Annotated in this window: 23 protein-coding genes and 2 tRNA genes; 14 read left to right on the top strand and 11 right to left on the bottom strand. The window is 60.8% G+C overall.

The genetic code is table 11. The features are described 5' to 3' along the window. Nucleotides 1–137: 137 nt before the first annotated feature. A tRNA-Pro gene (locus PL599_RS08200) sits at nucleotides 138–214 on the bottom strand. Nucleotides 215–478: 264 nt separating this feature from the next. Between PL599_RS08200 and PL599_RS08195 the strand changes: the two genes are divergently transcribed. The 4 genes from PL599_RS08195 to PL599_RS08180 all read left to right on the top strand — a co-directional run bounded on the left by PL599_RS08195 (nucleotide 479) and on the right by PL599_RS08180 (nucleotide 3,814). Then, nucleotides 479–901, top strand: a complete 423-nt coding sequence (locus PL599_RS08195; protein ID WP_077982775.1) for a hypothetical protein — start codon at nucleotides 479–481, stop codon at nucleotides 899–901. A gap of 386 nt (nucleotides 902–1,287) precedes the next feature. Further along, nucleotides 1,288–3,003: a malate dehydrogenase (quinone) gene (gene mqo / locus PL599_RS08190; RefSeq protein ID WP_269823239.1), complete on the top strand. Its 1,716-nt coding sequence runs from the start codon at nucleotides 1,288–1,290 to the stop codon at nucleotides 3,001–3,003. 228 nt (nucleotides 3,004–3,231) lie between these two features. Then, nucleotides 3,232–3,513, top strand: coding sequence for a type II toxin-antitoxin system ParD family antitoxin (locus PL599_RS08185; protein ID WP_077982777.1), 282 nt, complete (start codon nucleotides 3,232–3,234; stop codon nucleotides 3,511–3,513). Beyond that, the gene (locus PL599_RS08180) at nucleotides 3,503–3,814 is read left to right on the top strand and encodes a type II toxin-antitoxin system RelE/ParE family toxin (RefSeq protein WP_269823240.1); all 312 of its coding nucleotides are present in this window, start codon (nucleotides 3,503–3,505) and stop codon (nucleotides 3,812–3,814) included. The genes PL599_RS08185 and PL599_RS08180 overlap by 11 nt, the downstream gene beginning before the upstream one ends. Before the next feature lie 12 nt (nucleotides 3,815–3,826). Here PL599_RS08180 and PL599_RS08175 read toward each other — a convergent pair. Further along, nucleotides 3,827–3,901 (bottom strand) — tRNA-Gln (locus PL599_RS08175). 203 nt (nucleotides 3,902–4,104) lie between these two features. On the opposite strand from PL599_RS08175, the gene PL599_RS08170 reads away from it, so the two are divergent. Further along, nucleotides 4,105–5,013 (top strand): MBL fold metallo-hydrolase, encoded by a 909-nt coding sequence (locus PL599_RS08170; RefSeq protein ID WP_269823241.1) that lies wholly within the window; start codon nucleotides 4,105–4,107, stop codon nucleotides 5,011–5,013. Nucleotides 5,014–5,261: 248 nt separating this feature from the next. Here the strand turns inward: PL599_RS08170 and PL599_RS08165 are convergent, their stop codons facing one another. Continuing rightward, entirely contained in the window at nucleotides 5,262–6,185 is a 924-nt protein-coding gene (locus tag PL599_RS08165) for a DUF1499 domain-containing protein (protein ID WP_269823242.1), read from the bottom strand. A 318-nt stretch (nucleotides 6,186–6,503) separates the two neighbouring features. Here PL599_RS08165 and PL599_RS08160 point away from each other — a divergent pair, with 318 nt between their 5' ends. After that, nucleotides 6,504–7,868: a dicarboxylate/amino acid:cation symporter gene (locus PL599_RS08160; RefSeq protein WP_269823243.1), complete on the top strand. Its 1,365-nt coding sequence runs from the start codon at nucleotides 6,504–6,506 to the stop codon at nucleotides 7,866–7,868. A gap of 150 nt (nucleotides 7,869–8,018) precedes the next feature. Next, on the top strand, nucleotides 8,019–8,291 hold the full coding sequence (locus tag PL599_RS08155; protein ID WP_077982781.1) for a hypothetical protein: 273 nt from the start codon (nucleotides 8,019–8,021) through the stop codon (nucleotides 8,289–8,291). Here the strand turns inward: PL599_RS08155 and ppdK are convergent. Further along, a complete protein-coding gene (gene ppdK, locus PL599_RS08150; RefSeq protein ID WP_269823244.1) occupies nucleotides 8,269–10,995 on the bottom strand; it encodes a pyruvate, phosphate dikinase in 2,727 nt (908 codons plus the stop codon). The genes PL599_RS08155 and ppdK overlap by 23 nt on opposite strands. 226 nt (nucleotides 10,996–11,221) lie before the next feature. Here ppdK and PL599_RS08145 point away from each other — a divergent pair, with 226 nt between their 5' ends. Next, nucleotides 11,222–12,193 carry a VOC family protein gene (locus PL599_RS08145; protein ID WP_269823245.1) on the top strand — a complete coding sequence of 324 codons (972 nt, stop codon included), beginning with the start codon at nucleotides 11,222–11,224 and terminating at the stop codon, nucleotides 12,191–12,193. 435 nt (nucleotides 12,194–12,628) lie between these two features. Here PL599_RS08145 and PL599_RS08140 read toward each other — a convergent pair whose 3' ends face one another. The 3 genes from PL599_RS08140 to PL599_RS08130 all read right to left on the bottom strand — a co-directional run bounded on the left by PL599_RS08140 (nucleotide 12,629) and on the right by PL599_RS08130 (nucleotide 17,517). Then, nucleotides 12,629–16,096 (bottom strand): chromosome segregation SMC family protein, encoded by a 3,468-nt coding sequence (locus PL599_RS08140; RefSeq protein ID WP_269823246.1) that lies wholly within the window; start codon nucleotides 16,094–16,096, stop codon nucleotides 12,629–12,631. A gap of 84 nt (nucleotides 16,097–16,180) precedes the next feature. After that, on the bottom strand, nucleotides 16,181–16,861 hold the full coding sequence (locus tag PL599_RS08135; protein WP_269823247.1) for a DsbA family protein: 681 nt from the start codon (nucleotides 16,859–16,861) through the stop codon (nucleotides 16,181–16,183). Nucleotides 16,862–16,989: 128 nt separating this feature from the next. Further along, nucleotides 16,990–17,517 (bottom strand): DUF721 domain-containing protein, encoded by a 528-nt coding sequence (locus PL599_RS08130; RefSeq protein ID WP_269823248.1) that lies wholly within the window; start codon nucleotides 17,515–17,517, stop codon nucleotides 16,990–16,992. A gap of 98 nt (nucleotides 17,518–17,615) precedes the next feature. Here PL599_RS08130 and mutY point away from each other — a divergent pair, with 98 nt between their 5' ends. Together mutY and PL599_RS08120 are read left to right on the top strand one after the other, a co-directional pair. Continuing rightward, nucleotides 17,616–18,752, top strand: a complete 1,137-nt coding sequence (mutY, locus tag PL599_RS08125) for an A/G-specific adenine glycosylase (RefSeq protein ID WP_244614298.1) — start codon at nucleotides 17,616–17,618, stop codon at nucleotides 18,750–18,752. A gap of 46 nt (nucleotides 18,753–18,798) precedes the next feature. Beyond that, nucleotides 18,799–19,410, top strand: a complete 612-nt coding sequence (locus tag PL599_RS08120; RefSeq protein WP_142914152.1) for an HAD family hydrolase — start codon at nucleotides 18,799–18,801, stop codon at nucleotides 19,408–19,410. A 333-nt stretch (nucleotides 19,411–19,743) separates the two neighbouring features. Here PL599_RS08120 and PL599_RS08115 read toward each other — a convergent pair whose 3' ends face one another. Next, nucleotides 19,744–20,889 carry a site-specific DNA-methyltransferase gene (locus PL599_RS08115; RefSeq protein WP_077982790.1) on the bottom strand — a complete coding sequence of 382 codons (1,146 nt, stop codon included), beginning with the start codon at nucleotides 20,887–20,889 and terminating at the stop codon, nucleotides 19,744–19,746. Nucleotides 20,890–21,126: 237 nt separating this feature from the next. On the opposite strand from PL599_RS08115, the gene PL599_RS08110 reads away from it, so the two are divergent. Next, on the top strand, nucleotides 21,127–22,227 hold the full coding sequence (locus PL599_RS08110; protein ID WP_269823249.1) for a hypothetical protein: 1,101 nt from the start codon (nucleotides 21,127–21,129) through the stop codon (nucleotides 22,225–22,227). 84 nt (nucleotides 22,228–22,311) lie between these two features. On the opposite strand, the gene PL599_RS08105 is transcribed toward PL599_RS08110, so the two are convergent. After that, on the bottom strand, nucleotides 22,312–22,785 hold the full coding sequence (locus PL599_RS08105; RefSeq protein WP_077982792.1) for a DUF1284 domain-containing protein: 474 nt from the start codon (nucleotides 22,783–22,785) through the stop codon (nucleotides 22,312–22,314). A 45-nt stretch (nucleotides 22,786–22,830) separates the two neighbouring features. Then, nucleotides 22,831–23,511: a GntR family transcriptional regulator gene (locus PL599_RS08100; protein WP_077982793.1), complete on the bottom strand. Its 681-nt coding sequence runs from the start codon at nucleotides 23,509–23,511 to the stop codon at nucleotides 22,831–22,833. 222 nt (nucleotides 23,512–23,733) lie between these two features. Between PL599_RS08100 and PL599_RS08095 the strand changes: the two genes are divergently transcribed. From PL599_RS08095 to PL599_RS08085, 3 genes are all read left to right on the top strand, one after another. Beyond that, nucleotides 23,734–24,423: an HAD family hydrolase gene (locus PL599_RS08095; protein WP_077982794.1), complete on the top strand. Its 690-nt coding sequence runs from the start codon at nucleotides 23,734–23,736 to the stop codon at nucleotides 24,421–24,423. Between the two features lie 70 nt (nucleotides 24,424–24,493). Next, the gene (locus PL599_RS08090; protein WP_173988315.1) at nucleotides 24,494–24,772 is read left to right on the top strand and encodes a BrnT family toxin; all 279 of its coding nucleotides are present in this window, start codon (nucleotides 24,494–24,496) and stop codon (nucleotides 24,770–24,772) included. Next, the gene (locus PL599_RS08085; RefSeq protein WP_269823250.1) at nucleotides 24,751–25,065 is read left to right on the top strand and encodes a BrnA antitoxin family protein; all 315 of its coding nucleotides are present in this window, start codon (nucleotides 24,751–24,753) and stop codon (nucleotides 25,063–25,065) included. The genes PL599_RS08090 and PL599_RS08085 overlap by 22 nt, the downstream gene beginning before the upstream one ends. Before the next feature lie 71 nt (nucleotides 25,066–25,136). Here PL599_RS08085 and PL599_RS08080 read toward each other — a convergent pair whose 3' ends face one another. Beyond that, nucleotides 25,137–25,676, bottom strand: a complete 540-nt coding sequence (locus tag PL599_RS08080) for a PilZ domain-containing protein (RefSeq protein WP_165691208.1) — start codon at nucleotides 25,674–25,676, stop codon at nucleotides 25,137–25,139. Between the last annotated feature and the right edge of the window lie 31 nt (nucleotides 25,677–25,707).

Raw genomic sequence — 25,707 nt, 5'->3', positions numbered from 1 at the left:
ATGCATTACGATCTAGGATATATCGACCTGGAACAGAGAACGCTGCAAACAATCGACAATCCGTTCGGCACGAGATTGTCACCTATGTCTTAGGTACAAACTGTTACCTATGTCTCCGGTCTGGACACACTTCAAGCTGGTCGGAGTGAGAGGATTCGAACCTCCGACCCCCACGTCCCGAACGTGGTGCGCTACCAGACTGCGCTACACTCCGTGACCAGCAGCGCGTCTATAGACCAGCCTCCGGCATTCGACAAGCGGCTTATTGCATTTTTTGTGACAAGTTTTTCCCATCCGTTGAAGCAACCCCGCCAAGCGCCTGCGCCGCCGGCTGGAAGGCCTCAAAACGTTACAAAAAAGCAATTGTGGCAGGAAATTTTCATCGAACCGCACACCTCCCCTGCCCGCCGCCGCCAAATCTGCTAGGGGAACGGAATGACCGGCGGGAAGCCGGACACGGCACAAAGGACATTTCACCATGCTATCTCGCAGCGTAACGCTCGCAGCGTTTGCCATTGCGCTCTCGGCCTGCACCACCTCCACGGGCGGTTCCACTCCCTCCTTCACCCAGAAGAGCCCCGTTGAGACCCGCTGGGTCGGCCAGTCCGCAGGCGTCTTCTTTGCAAAATTCGGCCCGCCGCAAAGCGATACGGAAACTGGCAGCTCCACCGTGTATAACTGGCGCGGCGGCTACAGAAAGGCCACCATTCCGGCCAGGTTCGAAGAAGGCAAGGATGGCAAGAAGGGGCGCCAGATCTCGCCCGCCCGCACCGCCTCGCTCTCCTGCACCGTGCAGCTCGTCGTTTCCAGCGACTACAAGATCACCGCCGTGCGCACGGTCTCCGACCGCCCCGGCATTAACGGCCCGAGCTATTGCGCGGAATTCCTCGCCGCAGATTGATCTTCGGCCATAAACCGAATGCCCAAAGCCCGCCCGAACTGGCGGGCTTTTTCATTTTTTTCGGGATTATTGCCACTTTTCTGCAAAATTTTTGCCTGTAGCCGCACCCTGCGACCCGCAACGCGCCGGAAACAGCGTCATATGCGCCTTTCCGCGACACCCCGCTTTCAGAACCCTTTCAACCGTTTGAAAGCACCGGCTAATCTTCGCCGTCACAAAAATGACGATCGGCAAGACTGCAAAATTGGCCGTTGCGACCATATTTCCTGCAAAATCCCCGCAAAACTGCTTGAACCGGAGTGAAGAAGGTCGGGTTGTGCAGCTTTGCGCTTTGCTATAACGGGGCGAGCGGGAGGAGTGTTTTTAACACAAAACAAGAATCAGGTATGGCCGTGACTCCCATCGATCAAGACAAATCCCAGCTCACTGATCTCTCCCATGCATTTCCGCTGAACCGCCGACAGGTTCTGGGCGGTGCGCTCGCCGGAATTGCCGCAGCGGTGCTGCCCTCTTCCCCACTCCTCGCCAATACGGCCGCCAAGAAGGTGGACGTGCTTCTCATCGGCGGCGGCATCATGAGCGCGACGCTCGGTGTGTGGCTGCGCGAACTCGAACCGACCTGGTCGATGCAGATGCTGGAGCGGCTGGATGGCGTGGCGCTGGAAAGCTCCAACGGCTGGAACAATGCAGGCACCGGCCATTCCGCGCTTGCCGAGCTGAACTACACGCCGGAAGACGCCAACGGCAACATCAAGATCGCCCAAGCCATCAACATCAACGAATCCTTCCAGATTTCCCGGCAGTTCTGGGCATGGCAGGTGAAGAACGGCGTTTTGAAGAACCCGCGCTCCTTCATCAACCACACGCCGCATATGAGCTTCGTCTGGGGTGACGAGAACGTCGCCTATCTGGAAAAGCGTTATCAGGCGCTGAGGACCAGCCCGCTTTTTGCCGGCATGGAGTTCTCCACCGATCCCGAGCAGATCAAGAAGTGGGTGCCGCTGATGATGGAAGGCCGCGACCCTTCCCAGAAGATCGGCGCCACCTGGTCGCCGCTCGGCACCGACATGGAATTCGGCGAAATCACCCGCCAGTTCGTGTCGCATCTGCAGAGCGACCAGAATTTCGACCTGCAGGTCAATAGCGAGGTTTCTGACATCCAGCGCAATGCCGATGGCAGCTGGCGCGTGACCTATACCAACACCAAAACCGATGCCGAACAGGTGGTGGACGCGAAATTCGTGTTCATCGGCGCCGGCGGCGGCGCGCTGCATCTGTTGCAGATGTCCGGCATTCCCGAAGCTGATGATTATGCCGGTTTCCCGGTGGGCGGCTCGTTCCTCATCAACGAGAACCCTGATGTGACGATGCAGCACCTCGCCAAGGCCTATGGCAAGGCCTCGGTCGGCTCGCCGCCCATGTCCGTGCCGCATCTCGATACCCGCGTGCTGGGCGGCAAGCGTGTCATCCTGTTTGGACCTTTCGCCACCTTCTCCACCAAGTTCCTGAAGGAAGGCTCCTATTTCGATCTCGTCTCCTCCGTGACAACAAGCAATGCCTGGCCGATGGTGCGCGTGGGCATCGATGAATATCCGCTGGTGGAATATCTCGCCGGCCAGCTGATGATGTCGGATGACGACCGTTTTGCCGCGCTGAAAGAATATTTCCCCAATGCCAAGCAGGGCGAATGGCGCCTGTGGCAGGCCGGCCAGCGCGTGCAGATCATCAAGCGCGACGAAGAAAAGGGCGGCGTGCTGCGGCTCGGCACTGAAGTCGTCTCCGCCAAGGATGGCAGCATCGCCGGCCTGCTCGGTGCCTCACCGGGTGCCTCGACCGCCGCACCGATCATGCTCAGCGTTCTGGAAAAAGTCTTCAAGGACAAGGTGGTAACGCCGGAATGGCAGGCGAAACTGCGCCAGATCGTGCCGAGCTATGGCACGAAGCTCAATGACGACCCGGAAAAGGTGCAGCAGGAATGGGCCTATACCGCCGAACACCTGCAGCTGCCCACCCCGCCGCAGATCGACCTTGAGGCGCTGAAAGGTGCCGGTGCGGCGCCTGCAGGTGCGCCGGTGAAGAAGGTGCCGGATATCGCGCTTTAAGGGTTGGTTGCGATTTTTAGGATTGGACGCCGCGTGTCTCCGGATGCGCGGCGTTTTTATTGGATTATACCTCCGCCCGCATCTTCTTGGCCCTCTGCCGATGGTCTGCCAAGCTCAATGAAATCGATCCGCCGCAGATGCCGGGGACGGACCGAGCATGATGAAATACCTCGCATCGCAGATGATTTGGTAGTAATAATTCCTACCAATTATTTGTGGAGAAATGACGTGGCCAATGTGGAAAAGATCAGTGTCTCGATGACACCCCAGCATGCCGAAATCTTGCGTGATGCCGTCGAAAGCGGGGCCTATGCCAGCAGCAGCGAGGTGATCCGCGAAGCGATGCGTGACTGGTCTGCGAAATGGGTTCAGCGACGCGATGACATAGCCAAGTTGCGCGCATTGTGGACTGAAGGCAAAGCCAGTGGCAGTTCAACCGAAGTGGATTTTGACGACACACTCAGTGAAGCGCGTGCAGAACTGGCTTCGTTGAAAAATCGTGACCATTAAGCTTGTCTGGACACCCCGCGCTCGCCGCGATGTGAAGAAAATCTACATCGACATTGGTAAATCACAGCCTCTTGCGGCGGAGCGGTATTTCGCTCGGTTTCGCGCCAAGGCGGAGCGCTTGATCTGCCACCCCCATCTTGGCGAGCGCCACCCGGAAATTTTTCCATCCGCCCGCATGCTGGTTGAAGCGCCTGACATCATTCTCTACGAAACCGTGCCGGATACCGATGGTGAGAACATACGCTCCGTGGAAATAGTTCGCGTCATTGACGGTCGCCGGGACCTGCGAACACTGTCCTGATTTTGGAAGAAATGGCTGGGGCGCCAGGATTCGAACCTGGGAATGCCGGTACCAAAAACCGGTGCCTTACCGCTTGGCGACGCCCCAACAGGGCAGCGAGAGCGAAACGCCGCTGCCTGAACCGCGCCTGATTAGCAAAGCCTGCCCGGCGCGGCAATGACCCGGCGACCAATTTTTTCACAAAATACAAGCTTTTTGGGTGCCCGGCCGCAGGCGGCATGATAGGGCTTGGCGATTGTGCGGCGGGTGCCGTCGGCACGAGCGGCATGGCATTCACTGAGGAGGTCTCGATGGCGGACCCGGCATTCGATCTCGACTTCAAGCCGGCCTATGGCGAGGCGGTTCCTGTTGCCCCGCTGATCCAGCGCCTCACCGTCAATAACCCTTCCGCCTTCACCTTTCATGGCACCAATTCCTATATCGTCGGCGAGCGCTCCGTTGCCGTCATCGATCCGGGCCCGGAGGATGAGGCGCATTTTCAGGCTTTGATGGCGGCGCTCGAAGGCCGCGAGGTGACCCATATCTTCGTCAGCCACACGCACCGCGATCACTCGCCGCTGGCCCGCAGGCTGGCGCAGGCGACCGGGGCGGTGACCGTGGCGGAAGGCCCGCACCGTGCCGCGCGACCATTACACACGGGCGAGACAAACCCCTTTGCCGAGAGTTCCGATACGGCTTTCGTGCCCGATATCGCACTTGGCGACGGGCAGAGCCTTTCCGGCGATGGCTGGACATTGACGGCGCTACATACGCCGGGCCACACCGCCAATCACGCCGCCTTTGCGCTTGAGGGCAGCGGCATCGTCTTTTCGGCCGATCACGTCATGGCCTGGGCCACCACCATCGTGGCACCTCCGGATGGGGCGATGAGCGATTACATGGCCTCGCTGGAACGGCTGCTCACCCGCGACGACCGGCTGTTCCTGCCTGGCCATGGCGGCCCGGTCACCGATCCCGCCGCCTTCATGCGGGGCTTACGCGCCCACCGCCGCATGCGGGAAAAGGCGGTTCTGAAGCGTATCCGGGACGGCGACAGACGGATCGCCGATATGGTGAAGGTGATCTATGCCAGCACCGACAAGCGCCTGCATGGCGCGGCCGCACTTTCCGTGCTGGCGCATATCGAGGATCTGATCGAAAAGGGCGAAGTGCGGACGGATGGCGCGCCTTCGCTCACGGGCGAATATTTTCCGGCGTGACGGGTTTTGACAGGCAGCATTTCAAATCTTGCTATCGGCTCAGCCATCGCTCTCCCATTGATGGCGCGGGCGAGTGCCACTCGTTTCTTCTCCCCGTCGGGGAGAAGTCCGCGGCAGCGGGATGAGGGGGCAAGGGTAGAGTTATCCGGAGAGCTGGCCCCCTCATCCGACCCTTCGGGCCACCTTCTCCCCGGCGGGGAGAAGAAACATGCCGCAGCGCCATGCGCTACCTCACACCAAAAAACGTATCAATTATCGTTCAGACCCTGCATTTCCGCATCCAGCGCATCGAGATAGGCCTCGGCAATCGCCGCACCCATGCCGAGATCATGCGGGCCGTAGCGGGAGGCGACGCGCACGTCGACGATGGTGGTTTCCGCCTCTTCCTTCAGGCGGATGAGGATATCGAAACGCAGGCCCCAGATGCGGGTGCGGGTTTCACCCTGCATCAGCACCACGCCGCTGCCGTTGAAGAAGGTGGGTAACGGCGCATCAGTCGGGCGGGCCATGGGCACCGGCACGATGGAGGGCAGGTCTTCCACCGGCGCATCTTCCGTGGGCTGCTGCTGCCTGTCCTGTGGCGGCACCCCGACGGAGGCGGCATCTTCCACGCCGATCACACCCTTCGTATGGGTGATGCGGATGGACTGGGCAGCCGCCATTTTTTTTGCGGCGGTGTAGATGCGGTCGATTGCGCCTTCATAACGGCGCCCGGCAAGGCTGGCATAGGCCTCCATCTGCGCATCGCGGTCGGCCCTGGTGATGACGGCGGGCCGCACCAGCCATTGTTGGTTGGCCGCTGGTGCCGCCAGCCACTCCGGCACGTCGCTCAGGTCCGTGGAAATGTCGTAAATCTTCGGCTGCTGCCAATAAAGAAAAGCGCCGTAACCGACCACGCCGAGCGGCAGGGCCGAGAGAAGCAGCGCCGCCAGCGCCGAAAGCCCGCCGCGCGCACCCCTGGTCCAAAGCCGCTCGAGGCCGATCAGCGCCAGAAGCACAGCGAGAAGAGCGATACCGGCGGCAATCAGGAGCAGCCCGACAAGATCTGGCGTCGTCAACGGTCCGAAACGGTGGATACCGGCGGCGATGAGAAAAAGCGCCAGCGCCGCAAGGCCCAGATACCGGGAAAGATAGGCTGCAACCGAAAAAGGCCGGACGAAACGCACAGTCATGGAAGCGGATATCCGTTAGATCGCATTGGCTAAAAAGCGTTGCACCCGAATTCTGACAGGGAATCACCTGCATATGATGTCATAGACCGGATTTGCGACGAGGAAAACAAAGGACAATGGCGATCTGCGCTACGACGGAGAGCCTGGAATAATTTTCCGCATCGCACATGTTCCAGGGAATAATTCCCCGACAATGAAACAAATACGCAAGTCCATCTCTTAATTGCTGAGGAAATCGGCGTATTGTCGGCGACCTCCCTCGAGAATGCGTGTAAAAAGTGCAACATTCTCGTTTTTTGCACAATAAAGAGACATCTCATGTCACAGGCAACGACGTCCGCCGGCCCCTCCGGGCCTAAACCCTTTTACCGCAATTTCGGCTTTCAGGTTCTGATCGCCATGGTCATCGGCCTGCTGCTCGGGCTCGTTGCGCGCAACATCGGCCCCGATGCCGCCGGCAGCCCGAACTGGCTTTCGGTGACGCTGCAGACCATCGGCAGCATTTTCGTGCAGCTTTTGCGCGCGCTGGTGCCGCCGCTGATATTCACGGCCATCGTCGCCTCCATCGCCAACCTCAAGAACCTCTCCAATGCGGCGAAGCTCGTCTGGCAGACGCTTTTGTGGTTTGCCATCACGGCACTGATCGCCGTCGTCATCGGTATCGTGCTCGGCCTCGTCATTCAGCCCGGCGTCAATACGGCGATTGCCAATACGGCGGCGGCCGCACCTTCTTCCACCGGCTCCTGGCTGGATTTCCTGAGGGGGCTGATCCCGGCCAATGTCTTCGGCCTCGAAGCGTCTACCAAGCTCAATAACGGCGCGGCCAGCACCTCGTTGAACTTCAACGTGTTGCAGTTGCTCGTGGTGTCGATCGCCTTTGGCGTCGCGGCCCTGAAGGCCGGCAAGGCGGCGGAGCCATTCCTCGCCTTCAACCAGTCGCTGCTCGCCATCGTGCGCAAAATCCTGTGGTGGGTCATCCGCCTCACCCCCATCGGCACCATCGGCCTGCTCGGCCGCGCGGTTGACCAATATGGCTGGACGACGCTGTCGCAGCTCGGCTGGTATGCGGCGGCCGTGTATATCGGTCTGGCGCTGGTACTCTTCGTGGTCTATCCGGCGCTGCTTCTGGCGCATGGCCTGAAGCCGTCGCGGTTCTTTGCAGGCGCATGGCCAGCCATCCAGCTTGCCTTCGTCTCACGTTCCTCCATCGGTACGCTGCCCGTCACCGAAACCGTGACGGAAAAGAGCCTCGGCGTGCCGCGCGAATATGCCGCCTTCTCCGTGCCGCTCGGCGCCACCACCAAGATGGATGGCTGCGCCGCGATCTATCCGGCAATCTCGGCGATCTTCATCGCGCAGTTCTTCCAGGTGCCGCTCGGCATTCAGGAATATGTTCTGATCGTCTTCGTTTCCGTGCTCGGTTCCGCTGCAACGGCCGGCCTGACGGGTGCTGTGGTGATGCTGACGCTGACACTCTCCACCCTCGGCCTGCCGCTCGAAGGCGTGGGCCTGCTGCTCGCCATCGACCCGATCCTCGACATGGGCCGCACGGCTGTCAACGTCGCCGGCCAGGCGCTGGTGCCCACCATCGTCGCCAAGCGTGAGGGCATTCTCAACGAGGCCGTCTACAACAACGCCAAGGACATCGACGCACTCGATGACCGGGAGGTAGTGGCGGCCTGAGTACTCTGCCGGCTGTGGCGGTCGCGACGTGCGGCCGCCCGGTTTGCAACGCAACTTTCCACCCCGATGCGGCTTTTCCCCAAATGCAAACAGGCGTATCAATCGCGGCAATAAAACTGCCGTACGGCTGTCATATCAGGGAGAAACAAAATGCGTGTTTCCATCGTCCTCGGTTCGCTTGCCGCCATGCTGGCGCTCACCGCCTGCCAGACGCTGACACCGGAAGAGCGCCGGGCGCGGGATGAGGCGACATGCCGGGGTTATGGTTTCCGCCCCGGCACGGACCCAATGGCCGGTTGCCTTCTCGATCTGGAGATGGACCGCCGCGCCGATAACCGCGCCTGGCAGGCGCAGATGAACCGCGACATGTTCTACCGCCCCGTGGTGGTGGAGCGGCGCATCATCGTCCAACAGAACCCCTGACGGGAATGAAGGCGACATTGCTTGGCGTCTCGCCCTCTCTCGCCTTTGCAGCCAGCGTCGCCTGCGCCGCCGCAAGCCGGGCGATGGGCACGCGGAAGGGTGAGCAGGACACGTAATCGAGATCCGCATCTTCGCAGAAATGGATCGAGGCCGGATCGCCGCCATGTTCGCCGCAGATGCCGAGCTTCAGTTCCGGCCGTGTCTGGCGGCCGCGCTCGGCGGCGATGCGGATCAGTTCCCCCACCCCGTCGAAATCGAGCGAGATGAACGGATCGCGTTCGATGATACCCTTGCGCTGATAGGTATTGATGAACCGCGCCGCATCGTCACGCGAAATGCCGAAGGTCGTCTGTGTCAGGTCGTTGGTGCCGAAGGAGAAGAATTCCGCGGCTTCCGCAATGACATGGGCGCGTAGTGCCGCACGCGGCAGCTCGATCATGGTGCCGGTGAGATATTCGATCTCCATGCCGGTTTCCTGCGCCACGGCTGCGGCAACACCATCGATGACCGCAGTCACGTAGTCCAGCTCGGAGCGGAGGCCGACCAGCGGCACCATGATTTCGGGCACGACGGGTGCGCCGGTGATGCGCGCCGCAGCGACGGCCGCTTCAAAAATGGCGCGTGCCTGCATTTCGGCGATTTCCGGATAGGAAATGGCCAGACGGCAGCCGCGATGGCCGAGCATGGGGTTGAATTCGTGCAGCGCATCCAGCCGCTGGCGGAACACCGTCTGCGGCATGCCCATGGCGGCGGCGACCTCGACGATCTCACCATCGGTCTTCGGCAGGAATTCGTGCAGCGGCGGGTCGAGCAGGCGGATCGTTACCGGCAGGCCGTGCATGATCTGGAACAGTTCGGTAAAATCCGATCGCTGCATCGGCAGAAGCTCGTCAAGCGCTGCCCGCCTGCCCTTTTCGCTTTCGGCGAGGATCATTTCGCGCATCACATGGATGCGGTCGCCCTCGAAGAACATGTGTTCGGTGCGGCAGAGGCCGATACCCTCGGCACCGAAGGCGCGGGCGGCACGGGCGTCGGCAGGCGTATCGGCATTGGTGCGCACCGTCATGCGGCGCAGGCTATCAGCCCATTCCATCAGCTTGCCGAAATCGCCCGAAAGTTCCGGCTGTGTCATCGGCACTTCGCCCTTCAGTACCCGGCCGGAAGAACCGTCGATGGTGATGATGTCGCCGCGTTTCAGCATGCAGCCGACGCCGATCAGCACCTTGTTGCGCATATCGACGCGCATGGAGCCGGCGCCGGTGACGCAGGGAATGCCCATGCCGCGCGCCACCACGGCGGCGTGGCTTGTCATGCCGCCACGCGTCGTCAGAATGCCTTCGGCGGCATGCATGCCGTGAATATCTTCCGGGCTGGTTTCGATGCGCACCAGAATGACGCGGCGTCCCTCCGCTTCGGCGGCGACCGCCTCTTCCGCCGTAAAAACGATCTCGCCGGTTGCCGCACCCGGTGAAGCCGGCAGGCCGGAGCCGATGATGGGACGGGAAATGCCGGGATCGATGGTGGGGTGCAGCAGCTGGTCGAGCGATGAGGGCTCGATGCGGCAGACGGCTTCCTCCTGCGAGATCAGCCCCTCCTCCACCATATCGACGGCGATCTTCATGGCGGCGCGGGTGGTGCGCTTGCCGGAACGGGTCTGCAACATCCAGAGCTTGCCGCGCTCGATGGTGAATTCCAGATCCTGCATGTCACGATAGTGCGTTTCCAGCCGCTTGCAGATCGCCAGAAATTCGGAAAACGCCTCCGGCATCAGCTTTTCCATGGAAGGCTTGTCGGAACCCGATACCAGCCGCGCAGCCTCGGTGATGGATTGCGGCGTGCGGATGCCTGCAACCACGTCTTCCCCTTGCGCATTAACGAGGAATTCGCCGTAAAGCTCCGCCTCGCCGGTCGAGGGATTACGGGTGAAAGCGACGCCGGTTGCCGAGGACGAGCCAAGATTGCCGAAGACCATCGCCTGAACGTTGACCGCCGTACCCCAGTCGCCGGGAATATTATGCAGGTGACGATAGGTCACGGCGCGGTGGTTGGTCCAGCTGGCGAAAACCGCGCCGATGGCACCCCAGAGCTGGACATGACAATCCTGCGGGAAGGCTTCGCCAAGCTCGTCCTCGATCAGCTTTTTATAGAGCGAAACGACATGCTGCCATTCGACTGCCGACATGTCGGTATCGTATTCATGGCCAAGCCGGCCTTTTTCGTCCTCCAGGATTTCCTCGAACATTTCATGATCGAGGCCCATGACGACGTCGCCATACATCTGGATGAAACGGCGGTAGCTGTCCCAGGCGAAACGGGCGTCGCCCGCATCGTGGCCAAGCGCCTCGACCGTGCGGTCGTTGAGCCCGAGGTTGAGGACGGTGTCCATCATGCCGGGCATGGAGGCGCGGGCGCCGGAGCGGACGGAAATGAGCAGTGGCGACTGGCTGCCGCCGAAGGTCTTGCCGGTGACGATCTCCATGCCGTGCAGCCCGGCCATGACCTGCAGTTTCAGCTCTTCGGGAAGATCGCGACCATTCTTGTGATAAAGCGCGCAGGCATCGGCGATAATCGTGAGGCCGGGGGGAACGGGTAGGCCGAGACTTGCCATTTCGGCAAGGTTCGCGCCCTTGCCGCCCAATATAGCAACGTCACCTGCCCTGCCTTCGGCAGCACCATTGCCGAAGGTATAAACCCATTTTTTCATTCCACGCTCTCCACCCAGAAGCGTTGTCATTTTTCTATCATCTACAGCATTGCCAGCATGTTGGGAACGCCGCAACGTGCAGTTTACATCGCAGTGCAGCATAATTGCGGCGAATTGCGCGCAAGAATTGCCGCAAAGGCCAAATACGGCATGATTGACGCATTCGTGTAGTGCGCTGAAACGGAGTGTTGCCTAAGCCATTCAAATCGCTGCAAAGAGATTATTCATGCAATTTACCCGCCGCCATACGTTGAAATTTGCCGGAATTTCCTGTGCCGCCACCGCTCTTGCCGGGGCGCTCAAAGCGGAAGGGGGTGCAACTCCCGCAAATGCCACCCTGCCCTTCGCCTTAACGACACCGATGCATGTGGGTCAGGCGGCGCTGCGTGTGCGCGATCTCGATCAGATGATCGAGTACTACCGTTCGGTGCTCGGTATGAACGAGGTGGAACGCACGGCAAGGGGTGTGACGCTCGGTATCGGCAACGTGCCGCTGCTCGATCTCGTGCACAAGCCGGCGGCGGATTTCGAGAGCCCCACTTCCGCCGGCCTGTTCCACATCGCCTATCTGATGCCCTCCCGCAAGGATCTGGCCCGCTGGCTAGTGCATGCAGCGCTGAAGCAGGTGCCGCTAACGGGTTTTGCCGATCACAATGTCAGCGAGGCGATCTATCTCAACGATCCCGAGGGCAACGGTATCGAGGTTTACAGCGACCGGCCGAAGGACACATGGGTCTGGAACGGTAACGTGGTGAAAATGGGCACGGAACCGCTCGATGTCGATGATCTCGTGACGCTGACCGATACCAGAAAAAGCGATTATGAGGCTGCCCCGGCGGGGATGCGTATCGGGCATGTTCACCTACGGGTCGGCGAAATCGCCGCCGCCCGCGCTTTTTACGAAGAGGCCATCGGCCTGCGACCGACGCAGGATGCGCGCTCGGACGCGTCTTTCCTTTCTTCCGGCGGTTATCACCATCATCTGGCGGTGAATACATGGAACAGCAGGGGTGCGAAGGCACGCAACGCTTCCGAAACCGGCCTCGACTGGTTTTCAATTACCGTTCGCAATCCCGCCGATCTCGAAGCTCAGAAGACACGGCTGCGGGCCGCCGGTTGCGTGCTGGTGGAGATGGAGAATAACGTCGTGGAAGCGATCGACCCCTGGGGCACGCGGCTGCGGCTGGTGCCGGGGTGAGGTTTGAGGCTTAAATTTTGATGCGAGCAGATGCCGAGAAAGCCTGCGCCATATCGTTCGAATTCCGCAAAGCACAGCATCCGCATTCCCTCATTCCTGCGCTCGTCACAGGAATCTAGCCAGCCCAAGTCCTTAGGCTGGAAGGGCTCCTGTCGCCGCGCAGACGCGCGCCGGCTGGATTCCTGTGACGAGCACAGGAATGAGCGAAAAAGGGGCGTGTGGCCCCTAGAAAGAAAGCCTTGCGAGGCCACGGCAGCGGCCTCGCAAGGCATTCCATCCGGTACAGGAAACCGGATGGTGGGGTCTGGAGAGAACCCTAAGCTTGTGACCAATACATAGCAAAATGCCGCGCGAAGTCGCTCACCCAAATGGGTGAGACAGCGCGATAAATTCCCATTGAGCAAAAGTCGGGAACGTATCCCCCAACAAGCCGCCTCAGACGGCTTCGCGTAACTGTTCGGCGGTCTGCAAATCCACGGAGACGAGTTGCGACACTCCCTGCTCTGCCATGGTGACGCCGAACAGGCGGTTCATGCGCGCCATGGTGATGGGATTGTGGGTGATGATAACGAAGCGGGTTTCGGTGGAGGCCACCATCTCGTCCATCAGGTTGCAGTAGCGCTCGACATTGTGGTCATCGAGCGGCGCGTCCACCTCGTCCAGCACGCAGATTGGTGCGGGGTTGGTCAGGAAGACCGCGAAGATCAGCGCCATGGCCGTCAGCGCCTGCTCGCCGCCCGAAAGCAATGTCATGGTCTGCGGCTTCTTGCCGGGCGGGCGGGCGAGGATTTCAAGGCCGGCTTCCAGCGGGTCGTCGGATTCGATCAGCTGCAATTCCGCTGTGCCGCCGCCGAAGAGATGGGTGAACAGCCGCTGGAACTGCGAATTGACCACGTCGAAGGCGGCGATCAGCCGTTCTCGGCCCTCGCGGTTGAGGTTCTGGATACCGGCGCGCAGCTTGCGCACGGCATCGATGATGTCGTCCCGCTCCTTGATCAGCGCCTCGAGCTTGGCGGAAAGCTCGGCCTGCTCTTCCTCGGCGCGCAGATTGACGGCGCCAAGCCTTTCGCGCTCGATCTTCAGCCGGTCGAGATCACGCTCGACATCGCGTATATCCGGCTTCGGCTGATCCGGGCCAAGGCCGGTCAGGCGAAATGCCATATGTGGCTCGGTATTCAGCGTTTCGCGGATGCGATGTTCCGCCTCCTGCCGTTTTTCGCGGGCGGAGACCAGCCGCTCTTCGGCACGGCCGCGCTTCTCGCGGGCTTCGGCGAGTTCCGAAAGCGCCGTTGCCGCCACCCGGTCGGCGGCGCGCTGCAGGTTTTCCGCCTCGGCCAGCCGGTCGGCGGCAGAGCGGCGGGCGTCTTCGGTCTTTTGCAATTCACTGAGGAGGTTGCGGCGTTTCTCGTCGAACTCCTCGGGTGCAATGTCCAGCTCGGCGATTTCCTCGCGCGCCTCTTCCTCGCGTTCGCGCAGCGTGGCGATATGATCGGCAGCACTTGCCGCCCGCGATTGCCAAGTGGAACGCTCTTGCCCTATCGCCTGGATTCTGCGCTGGCGGCTTTCCGCCTCGCGGCTCACGCCCTCATGGCGGGCGCGCGCTTCCGCCAAGAGCCCGCGGTCGGTGGCGACTTCGAGCTGGCTTTCGCGCAGCTTGAGATCAAGCACGGAAAGATCCGGCGCATCCTCCATTTCGATACGGGCATTTTCTTCCTGAACGGCGATCTCGTCGATTTGGGCGCCGATCTGGTTCAGCGCTTCGGAAACGACATCCCGGCGGCGCAGCAGATCGCCCGAAGCCCGTTCGGCTGAAGTCAGCGCCTCACGCGCCTCGGCAAGCTGTCGGGTCGCAAGCCGGCTCCGGTCACGCACGTCCGAAAGCCGCAATTCGCTGCTTCTGATGTCCTCGGTTTTCGCGGCAAGCTGGTCTTCGGCCTCTTCCAGAATGGAGCGGGCCTCATCCAGTTCTGTCTCGATTTCAACGAGGCGGTTCTTCTGCGACAGGCGAAGTGCTGCTGCACCCGGTGCATCGGCGCTGGCGATATGCCCGTCCCAGCGGAACAGTGCGCCCTCGCGTGTGACCAGTCGCTGGCCAGCTTTCAGCAAAGGCAGAAGGCGACGGGCCTCCGAAACGTCTGCGACGACGCCGATCTGTGCAAGGGCACGTCTAAGCGCATCCGGCGCCTGCGCATAATTCAGAAGCGGTTCGGCACCCTGCGGCAGGGCGGGATCGCCAGCGCCGTCGCCATTTCCGCCCCAATAGGCGGGGGCGCTCGCATCGAGCGGGCTTTCGAGATCGTCGCCCAGCGCCGCGCCCAATGCGGCCTCATAACCGCGCTCCACCGTCATTTCTTCCGCCACCGGCGTGAAACTGCCATTGGCAGCAGCACTGGAGGCGAGGATTTTGGTAATGGTGCGTGCTTCGGTATCCAGTGCGTTCAGCCGGTTCTTCGCGGCTTCCAGCGGCCCGCGCGCCAGTGCTTCGGCGGAACGCGCTTCGGCAACGGCGGCCTCGGCCTCTTCCACGACAATCAAAGCGTCCTCGACCGCGATCTCAGCCGCCTCTACAGCTTCGCGCCGCTCCGCAGGATCGGGAAGGCCGGAGAGCTTTTCGTCGATGGCGTCAATCTCGGCGGATGCTTCCTGCGATTGCCGCTCGAGCCTCAGCTTGCGGTCGGAAAGCTCGCGGATCGCCCGCTCCAGTTGCTGACGGCCGGCCGCCGCCTCAGCGCGCTCGGCGGTGATTGATGTGAAGATGGCTTCGCTTTCCGACAGCTTGATGGCCGCAGCCTCGAAGGCCTCGCGCATCTCGTCCGCGTGGCGACCGGAATCGGAGAGGATTTCCAGAAGCTCGGCCTCTTCTTCATCAAGCCGCGCGAGTATCTGGGCATTATCGGCGACCAGCCGTTCCTCGCGGACGATATCTTCGCCAAGCTGCGAGAGACGGCGGGCCAGCTCGTCGCGGCGGCGCAGCAGGCGGTTCGCCTCGTCATCCAGCTGGGTGCGGGCGATCTGCAGGCGTTGCAGGGCGGCGGCGACGCGGGCCTCGTCCTCGCGCAGTTCCGGCAGCTTCAGGCTGGCGATGGCCTGCTGCTTGGCCGCCTCCATCTGGGCTTGCGCCTTTTCGGCGACGATGTTGGTCGCCTGATTAAGCGCTCTTTCCGCCTCGCCTTCCGCTTCCTTTGCCTCCACCCAGCGGATGTGCAAAAGCGTCGCCTCGCGGGCGCGGATATCCGCCGACAGCATCTTGAAACGGTTGGCCTGACGCGCCTGGCGTTTCAGGCTTTCGATCTGGCTTTCCAGCTGGGCGGTCACATCTTCCAGCCGCTCCAGATTGGTTTCGGCGGCGCGCAGGCGAAGCTCGGCCTCGTGGCGGCGGGAATGCAGGCCGGAAATGCCGGCCGCCTCTTCCAGCAGCTGGCGACGGGCCTGCGGCTTGGCGTTGATGAGCTCGCCGATGCGGCCCTGCCCCACCATGGAGGGCGAGCGTGCGCCGGTGGAGGCATCGGCAAACAGCAGTTGCACATCCTTGGCGCGCGCTTCCTTGCCGTTGATACGATAAACGGAGCCGTTTTCACGTTCGATGCGGCGCGTCACCTGAATTTCATCGGCATCGTTAAAGGCGGCGGGCGCGGTGCGGTCGGAATTGTCGAGATAAAGGCCGACTTCGGCGGTGTTTCTGGCCGGGCGGTTGCCGGAGCCGGAAAAAATGACGTCATCCATGCCGGATGCGCGCATGTTCTTGTAGGAGTTTTCGCCCATCACCCAGCGCAGGGCTTCGACCAGATTGGACTTGCCGCAGCCGTTCGGGCCGACAACGCCGGTCAGACCGGGCTCGATGATGAATTCGGAGGGTTCAACGAAGGACTTGAAACCGACGACGCGGAGCTTGTTGAACTTCATGCCGTCACACCCAGGCAAGAAGACGGGCAATAAAAAACGGGCGTGCGGAAATATCCGCCGCCCGTATCTTTCAGGCTTCGGTGATCAGAGCAGCTTGTCGATGACAGCCGACATGGTTTCAACCGACATGTCTCCTGCGTATTTTTTGCCGTTGATGATGAAAGTCGGCGTGGAGTTGACGCCGAATTCCGTCGCACCGCGTTGCATGGTTGCGTTCACATCATCCAGAAGTTTCTGGTTCGTCAAGCAGGCCTCGAAAGACTCCTGTGAGAAACCGGCCATTTTCGACATTTGCAGCAGGGCGGCACGCGCATCCTGGGCGGTCGCCCAGCTCTGCTGCTGCTTGAACAGCATGGAAACGAAGGGGAAATACTGTCCTTCCGGTGCGCAGCGCGCCAGCATGAAGGCGGCAGCGGCGCGCGGATCGAACGGGAATTCGCGCAGCACGAAATAGACCTTGCCGGTATCGATGTACTTCTTCTTGATTTCTTCGAAGGTCTTGTTGTGGAAGTTAGCGCAGTGCGGGCAGGTCATCGACATATATTCGACGATCTTGACGGGTGCGTTGGCATCACCGAGCGCTGCTTCCGGCAGCGGGCCGGGCTTCATGACAGCAGCCATATCCACATCACCGGTGGATTCAGGCAATTCCTGCGCCTCGGCAATACCGGGCGTGAAGGCAAACGGCAGAGCCGTGGCAACGGCGGCAAGGGCAACACCGCCGAGAAGGCTGCGACGGGAAATGGTCAGTTCGGGAAAATGCATGAAAGCACCTGTTGGTAATAGACTCTATTGTCCGTTGATTCCGATATAGCGACGGCCTGTTCATCACAAGCGGGGTTTTGGACTCTTCTTGTCAAAGAATTGTGACCAGTCAAGGACAACCGCATCGATCAAATGCTTCGGCCGCGCGGCTTCTTCTGCAAGACCGCCGTGCCGAGCCGTTCCACCGCCTTGCGCAATGCCTCGCTCTCGATGCCTTCCATCATGTCATCGAGACGTTTTGCCGCATCGCCGCGCAGGGGCTGCGGTTTGCGCCGGCGGGTGATGGCATGCGACACCGGCTTCTGCACGATCCTGATCTGGCGCACCGCCGGAAAGCCGAAAAAGCCGTTGATGCGGGCAATCAGTTCGCCCTGCGCATGGGTGAGAAACAGGGCGCGCGCGCCTTCGCAGGCAATCGTCAGCACGCCGGGCTGATAACCACCGCGATCCGGGCCTTCGTCGCGGCGCGGCCAGGTGATCTTTTCGGGCCGTGTGCAATCGGCAAAATCGTCGCCGGCAATCTCGTCCCAGGAGCCGAGCAGCGCGGTGTTGATGCCGGCGCGTTTCGACAGGACCGGGTCCATGATGCCATTGGCAACTTCGGCGATCTGGACGACGCCTTTCCTCTGTTGAACGCCCTTCTGGGGATAACGCATGTTTCACTCACGTTTTGGGAGCCGGCGAATCCGCATGTTCTTGATCGCCCGCTTCTTATGTCCCAACTATAGGCCAAATCGAACAGAAACGGCAAACCATGCTTCAAAAAACCGCCTCGTCGTCTTATGCGCAGATGCTGCTCGCATGGTACGACCGGCATCATCGCGAATTGCCCTGGCGCACCTCCCCGGCCATGGCGGCGCAGGGAAAACGTGCCGATCCCTATCACGTCTGGCTTTCCGAAGTGATGCTACAGCAGACGACGGTGCAGGCGGTCAAACCCTATTTCCTGAAGTTTCTGGCCGCCTGGCCGCGTGTTGACGATCTGGCGGCGGCACCGGTCGAGGATGTCATGGCCGCCTGGGCGGGGCTCGGTTATTACGCCCGCGCCCGCAACCTTAAAAAATGCGCGGAAGCCGTCGCGCGCGAACATGGCGGCGTCTTTCCGGATACCGAAGAGGGTCTGAAGCAATTGCCCGGTATCGGCGATTATACCTCGGCCGCCGTCGCTGCCATCGCATTCAATCGTCAGGCTGCTGTCATGGATGGCAATGTGGAGCGCGTCATCTCGCGCCTCTTTGTCATCGATGCGCCCCTACCCGGCTCCAAGCCAGCGATGAAAATGAAGGTAGCCGAACTGACGCCCGCAGACCGACCCGGCGATTTTGCCCAGGCGATGATGGACCTCGGCGCAACGATCTGCACGCCGAAGCGGCCGGCCTGCGCGCTCTGTCCGTTCAATGGCGTCTGTCTGGCGCTTGCGGAAGACGAGCCGGAACGGTTTCCGGTGAAAGCCGCGAAAAAGGCAAAGCCGGTGCGGCTCGGGGCTGCTTTTGTGGCCGTCAATACAGAAGGTGAAATCCTGTTGCGGCGGCGCATCGACAGCGGGCTTCTGGGCGGCATGACCGAGGTGCCGACAACGGCATGGACCGCCCGTCTGGATGGCGGCACGGAGGTGAGCCACGCGCCCTTTGCCGCCGACTGGCAGGCGGCGGGCGTCATCGTGCATGTCTTCACCCATTTCGAACTGCGGCTGACAGTCTATCGCGCGCAGGTGCCGGACAGGCTTCAGACCGGCCCGGATGACGGATGGTGGGAGCCGGTTACAAATCTTGACGCGCAGGCGCTGCCAACGGTGATGAAGAAAGTCATCGCGCAGGCTATTCCATCCACGCATCGGCCCGAAAATCGGAATCGATTTTCGACAGGAACGATGCGCAACTCAAAGTTTTAGAGCGTTTTTCAGACGCTCTAATATCCGATAAAAGCAGGAAATTTCGATGACCCAGATTGAGCATATCGTATTCGACATCGGCAAAGTGCTGATCCACTACGATCCGCATATTCCCTATAGCCGCCTTATCCCCGATGCCGACGAGCGCCAATGGTTCTTCGACAATGTCTGCACCCACGACTGGAACCTCGAACAGGATCGCGGCCGCCGCTGGGAGGACGCCGAGGCCTTGTTGGTTGAGAAATTCCCGGACCGGGAAGAGCACATCCGCTCCTTCCGCAAGTTCTGGCATGAGATGGTCTCGCATTCCTACGACGACAGCGTCGCAATCATGGTCGGGCTGATCAACAGCGGCCATGACGTGACGATGCTCACCAACTTCGCCTCCGACACTTTTCGCGAGGCGCAGAAGATGTTTCCCTTCCTCACCTTGCCGCGCGGCGTCACCGTCTCTGGCGATGTGAAGCTGCTGAAGCCTGACGTGGCGATCTATGAGCTGCACGCCAGGGAATTCGGCCTTAACCCCGCCGCTAGCATCTTCATTGACGATACGCTCGCAAATGTCGAAGGCGCAAAAGAAGCCGGCTGGCAGGCGGTGCATTTTACCGGCGCCGAGAAACTGAAGCAGGATTTGCATGCTTTTGGGGTGGAGGTTTAATCATGCACAGATCAGGAAAAGAAATTGGCGCAGGCGGAAATGGCGGTCTCCGGCCTGCGCCAGTCCTGCCGCAAGCGGCATCGGACGCAATGTTTTTGTGAGCTTTCCGAACCGGATTTTCACAACCATTGCTCTGATTTGAGACAGTATTGTTCGTCTCTTGCGCGAAACTTGCCTGACTAAAATAATATATTCGAAAATACCAACGCCCGACACCGAGGTGCCGGGCGTTGGTCGTTCTCCATCCGGGACTGAAGGTACTAAACCGGACGGAGACGTATGCTGGCAAGGGCGGGCGGTGGATCGTCCGTCTTCAGCCTTTTGGACTTTCGACTATTCGGCCTTTGCCATTTCACTGCGGATGATGGCTCTGAGATCGTCGATCGGCTTCAGGTCGTCGCCGTCTTCGAAGTGCCAGAACGTCCATCCGTTGCATGCGTCGAGACCCTGCACCTTCGCGCCGAGGCGGTGGATGGAGCCGGCGGTTCCGGCGGATGCAAGCGTACCATCCGCACGAATAATGGCGCTATAACGGCGCTTCGCATCCGTCAGCACCTGGCCGGGGCGGACGAGGCCGCTTTCCAGCAAGGTGTTGAAGGCAACGCGGGGCTCGGCCTTCTTGCCGGTCATGACGGTCAGTTCCGCCTTGCCGAGCGGCTCGACGGCGGCGATGCGGGCGGACGCCGCGTCGATATAATCCTGCTCGCGCTCAATGCCGACAAAGTGACGGCCGAGACGTTTTGCAACAGCACCCGTGGTGCCGGAGCCGAAGAACGGATCGAGCACGACATCGCCCGGCTTGGTGGACGCCATGATGATGCGCGCCAGCAAGGCTTCCGGCTTCTGGGTGGGATGCACCTTCTTGCCGTCCTCGCCCTTCAGCCGCTCATTGCCGCTGCAGATCGGGAACAGCCAGTCCGAGCGCATCTGCACATCGTCGTTGGAAGCCTTCAGCGCATCGTAATTAAAGGTATAGCTCTTGGCTTTCGGATCGCGGCTCGCCCAGATCATCGTCTCATGGGCGTTCTGGAAACGGCGGCCCTTGAAATTGGGCATGGGGTTGGTCTTGCGCCAGACGATATCGTTGAGGATCCAGAAATCGAGGTTCTGGAGCATGGCGCCAACGCGGAAAATATTGTGATAGGAGCCGATGACCCAGATGGTGCCATTGGGCTTCAGCACACGGCGGCAGGCGAGCAGCCAGGCGCGGGTGAAGGCGTCATAGGCCTCGAAGGAGGCGAACTGGTCCCATTCGTCATCGACGGCGTCGACCAGCGACTGGTCGGGACGGTGCAGCGTGCCGCCAAGCTGCAGATTATAGGGCGGATCGGCGAAAATCGCATCCACCGACTGGCTCGGTAGGGCATCCAAGGCAGCGACACAATCACCTTTGATGATGCTGTCTTTCCAGGCGTCACTCTCACCCGCACGATCAAAACCGGCACGCCGAAAATCGGCCAGCGGAAAAACTGCTGCCATTGGTACTCGCTCCATACGCTTACTCTCTACTGATGCTTATGGTTACCGAAGATGGTTATCAAAGCCTGAACAAGTCACGGAAAATGCGAAATAAATCGCTGTCGCGGCACGCAGGCGCGATTTGCGGCGGCCGGTGGGGGAACCCGAAGCCGGGCAAAAACGTTGTGCACAATGGGTTCTCCTGTCCCCGCATATCGGCGCGGCGGGAGGAGCCATGATGGCAGGGGGTAATCCGCAATGGGGTCCGTGATGAAAATGGCTTCTTTTTCCATGAGTGTCGTTTGTGCCGCTTTTTTTGCAACGGCACTGCCGGCGGCCTCGCAGGCGCAGCAACCGGCCCCGCAATATAACGTCGTCACCGATGCGGTCCTGTTCGATGGCGGCCCCTCGCTCGGCAACAGCGACAGGGTGCGTTGGGATTTCTACAAGGCAGACCGCTCCGGCGGCCGCACCGACGACAATGCCGGCGGGTCCTATGACGCCACCTTCGAGGCGAAACTGCCGGCGGGCAAATATGTCGGGGTCGCGGCGCTCGGCAATGTGACCCGCGAAGTGTCGTTCGAGGTCAAGGACGGAAGCGTCGCGAGGCCGAAAGTAAATTTCGATGCGGCCGAATTAACCGTCGTGCCGAAGCGCAGCGCCGGCGGCGATGTGGAGACGCAGGCGAAAACCGAAATCACCAAGGGCGATTTCAAGGACAGTGTCTACGGCCAGAATACCGTCTTCGTGCCGGCGGGCGAGATCACACTTACCGGCAGCATAGGCCCGGCGCGGGCTGAGGAAACCCTTGCCATCAAGGCCGGCGATAAGATCAGCCACGAACTGGTCATTCCAAGTGGCGTTGTCGTTGCCAAGGCGGTTTATGCGGAAGGCGGAAGGGCCGTCGAAACGGACGATATCCGCTTCGAGGCCATGTCGGCCAAGGAAACGCTGGATGGCACGCGCCAGACCATCAACGGCATTTACGGCACCGGCAAGATGATGGAAATGCCGGCCGGGGATTTCGTCATGCGCGCCCGTCTCGGCAAGGTGACGGTGGAACAGCCCTTCACCATGACTGCCGGACAACGCACGGAAATTACCGTCAATCTCGATGCGGGCGTTCTCGCCATCACCGCCCCTGGTGCTGAACGGATCGATATCGTCGAAACGACCAAGGATCTTCAGGGCACGCAGAAGGAGATTTCCGGTCGTTACGGCACGAAACATCAGGAAACCCTGCATCCGGGCGATTATTCGGTGAAGGTAAGCTACGACAAGAAATCCGGTCGCGAGCCGAAGGAAATCAAGGCGACGGTCAAGGCGGCGGAGCGGACCGAGACGACGGTGGCGGAGTAATTGCGGCGGGGCGCTTGTTCCCTGCTTCCTCTCACCTCATCCCTGTGACAAGCACAGGGATGAGGGCCGGCGGAATTTAGAACATCACGATTTCCGGCCGGAAGGCCCGTATTTGGGCCTGAGCATCGGATGGCTGGAAAGACCCGCCGCATCCTTCGGCACCACCTGCAACGGCGCGCCGATTTTCACGCCGGCAAATCCCGAGGCCGCGATGCGGTCGCACAGCCTGATCCACTGGCAGCCGCGACAGGCCTGCCGGATGTCTCCAGCGACAAAAGCCAAGCGCATCTTGGTGAGAAAATCCGGCGTCACCCGCAGCCTTTTACCGGCGGCCAGTGCCTCGCCCAAAAGCGCCGACACCGACAGACGGGCCGTCTCGTCCCGTTGGACAATGCCTTCGTTGAAACAGTGGGCGTGGCTTTCGCAGAGCAGACCTTCGCAGATATCGTCCGCCCCTTCCACCAGTTCGATATCCTCGCCCGCATTCAGCCGGGCGGCGACACGGTCATAATTTTCGACGAAGCCGGACGTATATCCCTTGCCCACATAGGTCAGCATACAGAGAAGATGGTGGGGGCGGAGACGGACGGTCACGGGCCCGTCCTATCCGACGATGGCGAAGGCGTCGCGCACCGAGCCGGACGAGGTGCGGATCGCCTTGCGGCCGATCCATTGCACATGCCCGTCGAGGATACGCACCGCCTCTTCGGCGCGGCCGCCGCGCAGCGCGTCGATGATCGCGCGGTGATCGGTATCGGTACGACGCTCCCAGCCGGCGCGCCAGGCAGAAAACAGGAAGCGGGCGCTCGCCGCATGCAATCCGTCAATCGCCTCCATCAGGCGCGGCATGTTGCAGGGCGCGGTGATCAGGCGATGGAAACGACGATTGGCCTCCTCCCAATGCTGCACATCGACGGCGCTGTCGCCTTCGAGCGTTGCGGCCTCCGCCTGGTCGAGAATGGCTGAAGTCATGTTGGGAATGGCGTGGCGCAGCGCCAGAACTTCAAGGGCGGCGCGCATTTCCGCCACCTCGCGCACATCGTCAAGGCCGAAATCCGCCACCCGGACACCCCGGCGCGGAATGCTGGCCGCCAGTCCCTGCGCTTCCAGCCGCCGGAATGCCTCGCGCACCGGCACATGCGAGGCGCCGAATTCGGCGGCAATGTGGTCCTGCCGCAACCTTTCGCCCGGTGACAGCTCACCGCGAACGATACGCTCGGCAAGCGTGCGGCTGATGCGCGCGGCAATGGTGTCTTCAGGCGTATTCTTCACTGTCTTGGGCATAACATCCCATAACGCATATGGCGCGGCCGTGTGTAGCGGTTTTTGCGCGAAAGAGGAACGCCAAACCAAATATTCGAGGCGACGCAGTCGCTTACACAGGCCGACCGAGCTATGAGCCTGATGGGACCGACCTCTGCGGGCGAGCCGGTTGAGCTTGGCGCGGACATGGTCTAAAAGCCCGGCATCATCTTCTTCCAGCCAAATTCGATACAGGGAGCGCCCATGAGCGGCTTCGACCTCATTATTTTCGACTGTGACGGCGTTCTCGTCGATTCCGAAATCATCGCGGCGCAGGTGGAATCGCGTCTCCTGACCGAAGCCGGATATCCGATCTCCGTCGAGGAAATGGGCGAGCGTTTCGCCGGCATGACCTGGAAGAATATTCTCCTGCAGGTGGAAAGCGAAGCCAGCATTCCGCTGTCGGCATCGCTGCTCGACAAGTCGGAAAAGCTGCTCGACATGCGGCTGGAACGCGACGTGAAGGTCATCGAGGGCGTCAAATTCGCCCTCTCGCGCCTGACGACACCGCGCTGCATCTGCTCGAACTCATCGAGCCACCGCCTCGACATGATGCTGACGAAGGTGGGGCTGAAGCCCTATTTCGCGCCGCATATCTATTCCGCCAAGGACCTTGGGGCCGACCGCGTGAAGCCCAAGCCCGACATCTTCCTGCACGGTGCGGCGCAATTCGGCGTTTCCCCCGACCGCGTGGTCGTGGTCGAGGATTCCGTGCACGGCATCCACGGCGCTAAGGCCGCCGGCATGCGCGTCATCGGCTTTACCGGCGCATCCCACACCTATCCGAGCCACGCCGACCGGCTGACGGATGCGGGTGCGGAAACGGTGATTTCGCGCATGCAGGACCTGCCGGCCGTGATCGCGGCGATGGCGGAGTGGGAAGGCGCTTTTTAGTTGTGAAGGGGCTTCTTTCGTGATCTGAGTGGCAGCATTGATATTTTAATAAATGTAGCTACATTAATTCATGAAAATCATATGGGATGAGCACAAGCGGCTCGCCAATATCGAGAAGCACGGCTTCGATTTTGAAGATATCGATGGGTTTGATTGGGAGAACGCCATCATCAAGGAAAGCCTGACCGAACCGGGAAGTTCGCGCTTCAAAGCGATCGGATATTTCCGGGACGGGACTATGGCCGTTGTTTTTGCGACTGTCGGGACAGAAGCAATATCCATCATCAGCTTCCGACGGGCGAGTTCCAGGGAAAGAAGGAGGTTGCCATGGCCAAAGTTGCAAAACTAAAAGAATTCAAACCCGGACGCGGCTATACCGAAGCGGACTGGGACGCCGTCGACTTCCCGGAAATGACGGATCAGGAACTGGCAAATGCACGCCCCGCCCGAGACGTTTTGCCTCCTGCTTTCTTCGAAGCAATTGATAAATACAGAAAGACGCGTGGCCGTCCGCCGGTGGATAAGCCGAAGAAACAGGTGACGTTACGCCTCGATGAAGACGTGGTGGAGCGTTTTCGCGAAGGTGGCAAAGGATGGCAGAGCCGCATCAACGAGGCCTTGCGAAAGGCAGCAGGCATTTAAATTCGTTGCCATTCAAAAAGAAACCGGAGCCCGCAAAAGCAGCCCCGGTTTTTCACATCTAGCCCGTCAAATCACCGGCGTTTGGTCTTGGCCTTCGCACCCTGCTCGGCAAATCCGATATAGACGCTGACAGACCGCGGCGCGCCGCCCGGTCCGTTGGGGATGGCGACGTGGTCGTTGTTGAAGATGAACTGCGTGCCAGCACCGCCTGCGGGGAGATCGATGGCGAAGTTGGTCGTTTCGCCGAAAATCTCGCCGTCGCCGTCCTTCACCGTCACGCGGATCGGCACGGTCACGCGGCCGGGCTTGCCCATCGGGCCGGGAACGAGGCGGCCCTGCGCCAAGACGTTCACAGTCAGTGTCGATTCATTGGCGGTGCAGGAGCGTGTCGTGTCTGACAGCGAGACCTGATAGGCGAGTTTCTGCGGATCGTCCTTGGCGCCACCGGCGTAAACGCGATGGACGGCATTGGCGTCGAGAACCGTCACCGTCGGGCAGTTGGCCTGCACAACCGGGGTCACGGCATTGGCCTGCGCGGCTGGAGGATTGACGGCAAGCGAGTCCGACGGGTTGGATGAATTGCATCCTGCAACAACGGCCAGAAGCGACATCGCGGCGGACAAACGCAAGAAATTCCCTGAC

The organism is Agrobacterium sp. ST15.16.055 (assembly GCF_027956555.1).
Classification (GTDB): domain Bacteria; phylum Pseudomonadota; class Alphaproteobacteria; order Rhizobiales; family Rhizobiaceae; genus Agrobacterium; species Agrobacterium salinitolerans.
The sequence above is the reverse complement of the archived record's forward strand: the minus strand, read 5'-3'. Positions and strand labels throughout refer to the sequence as shown.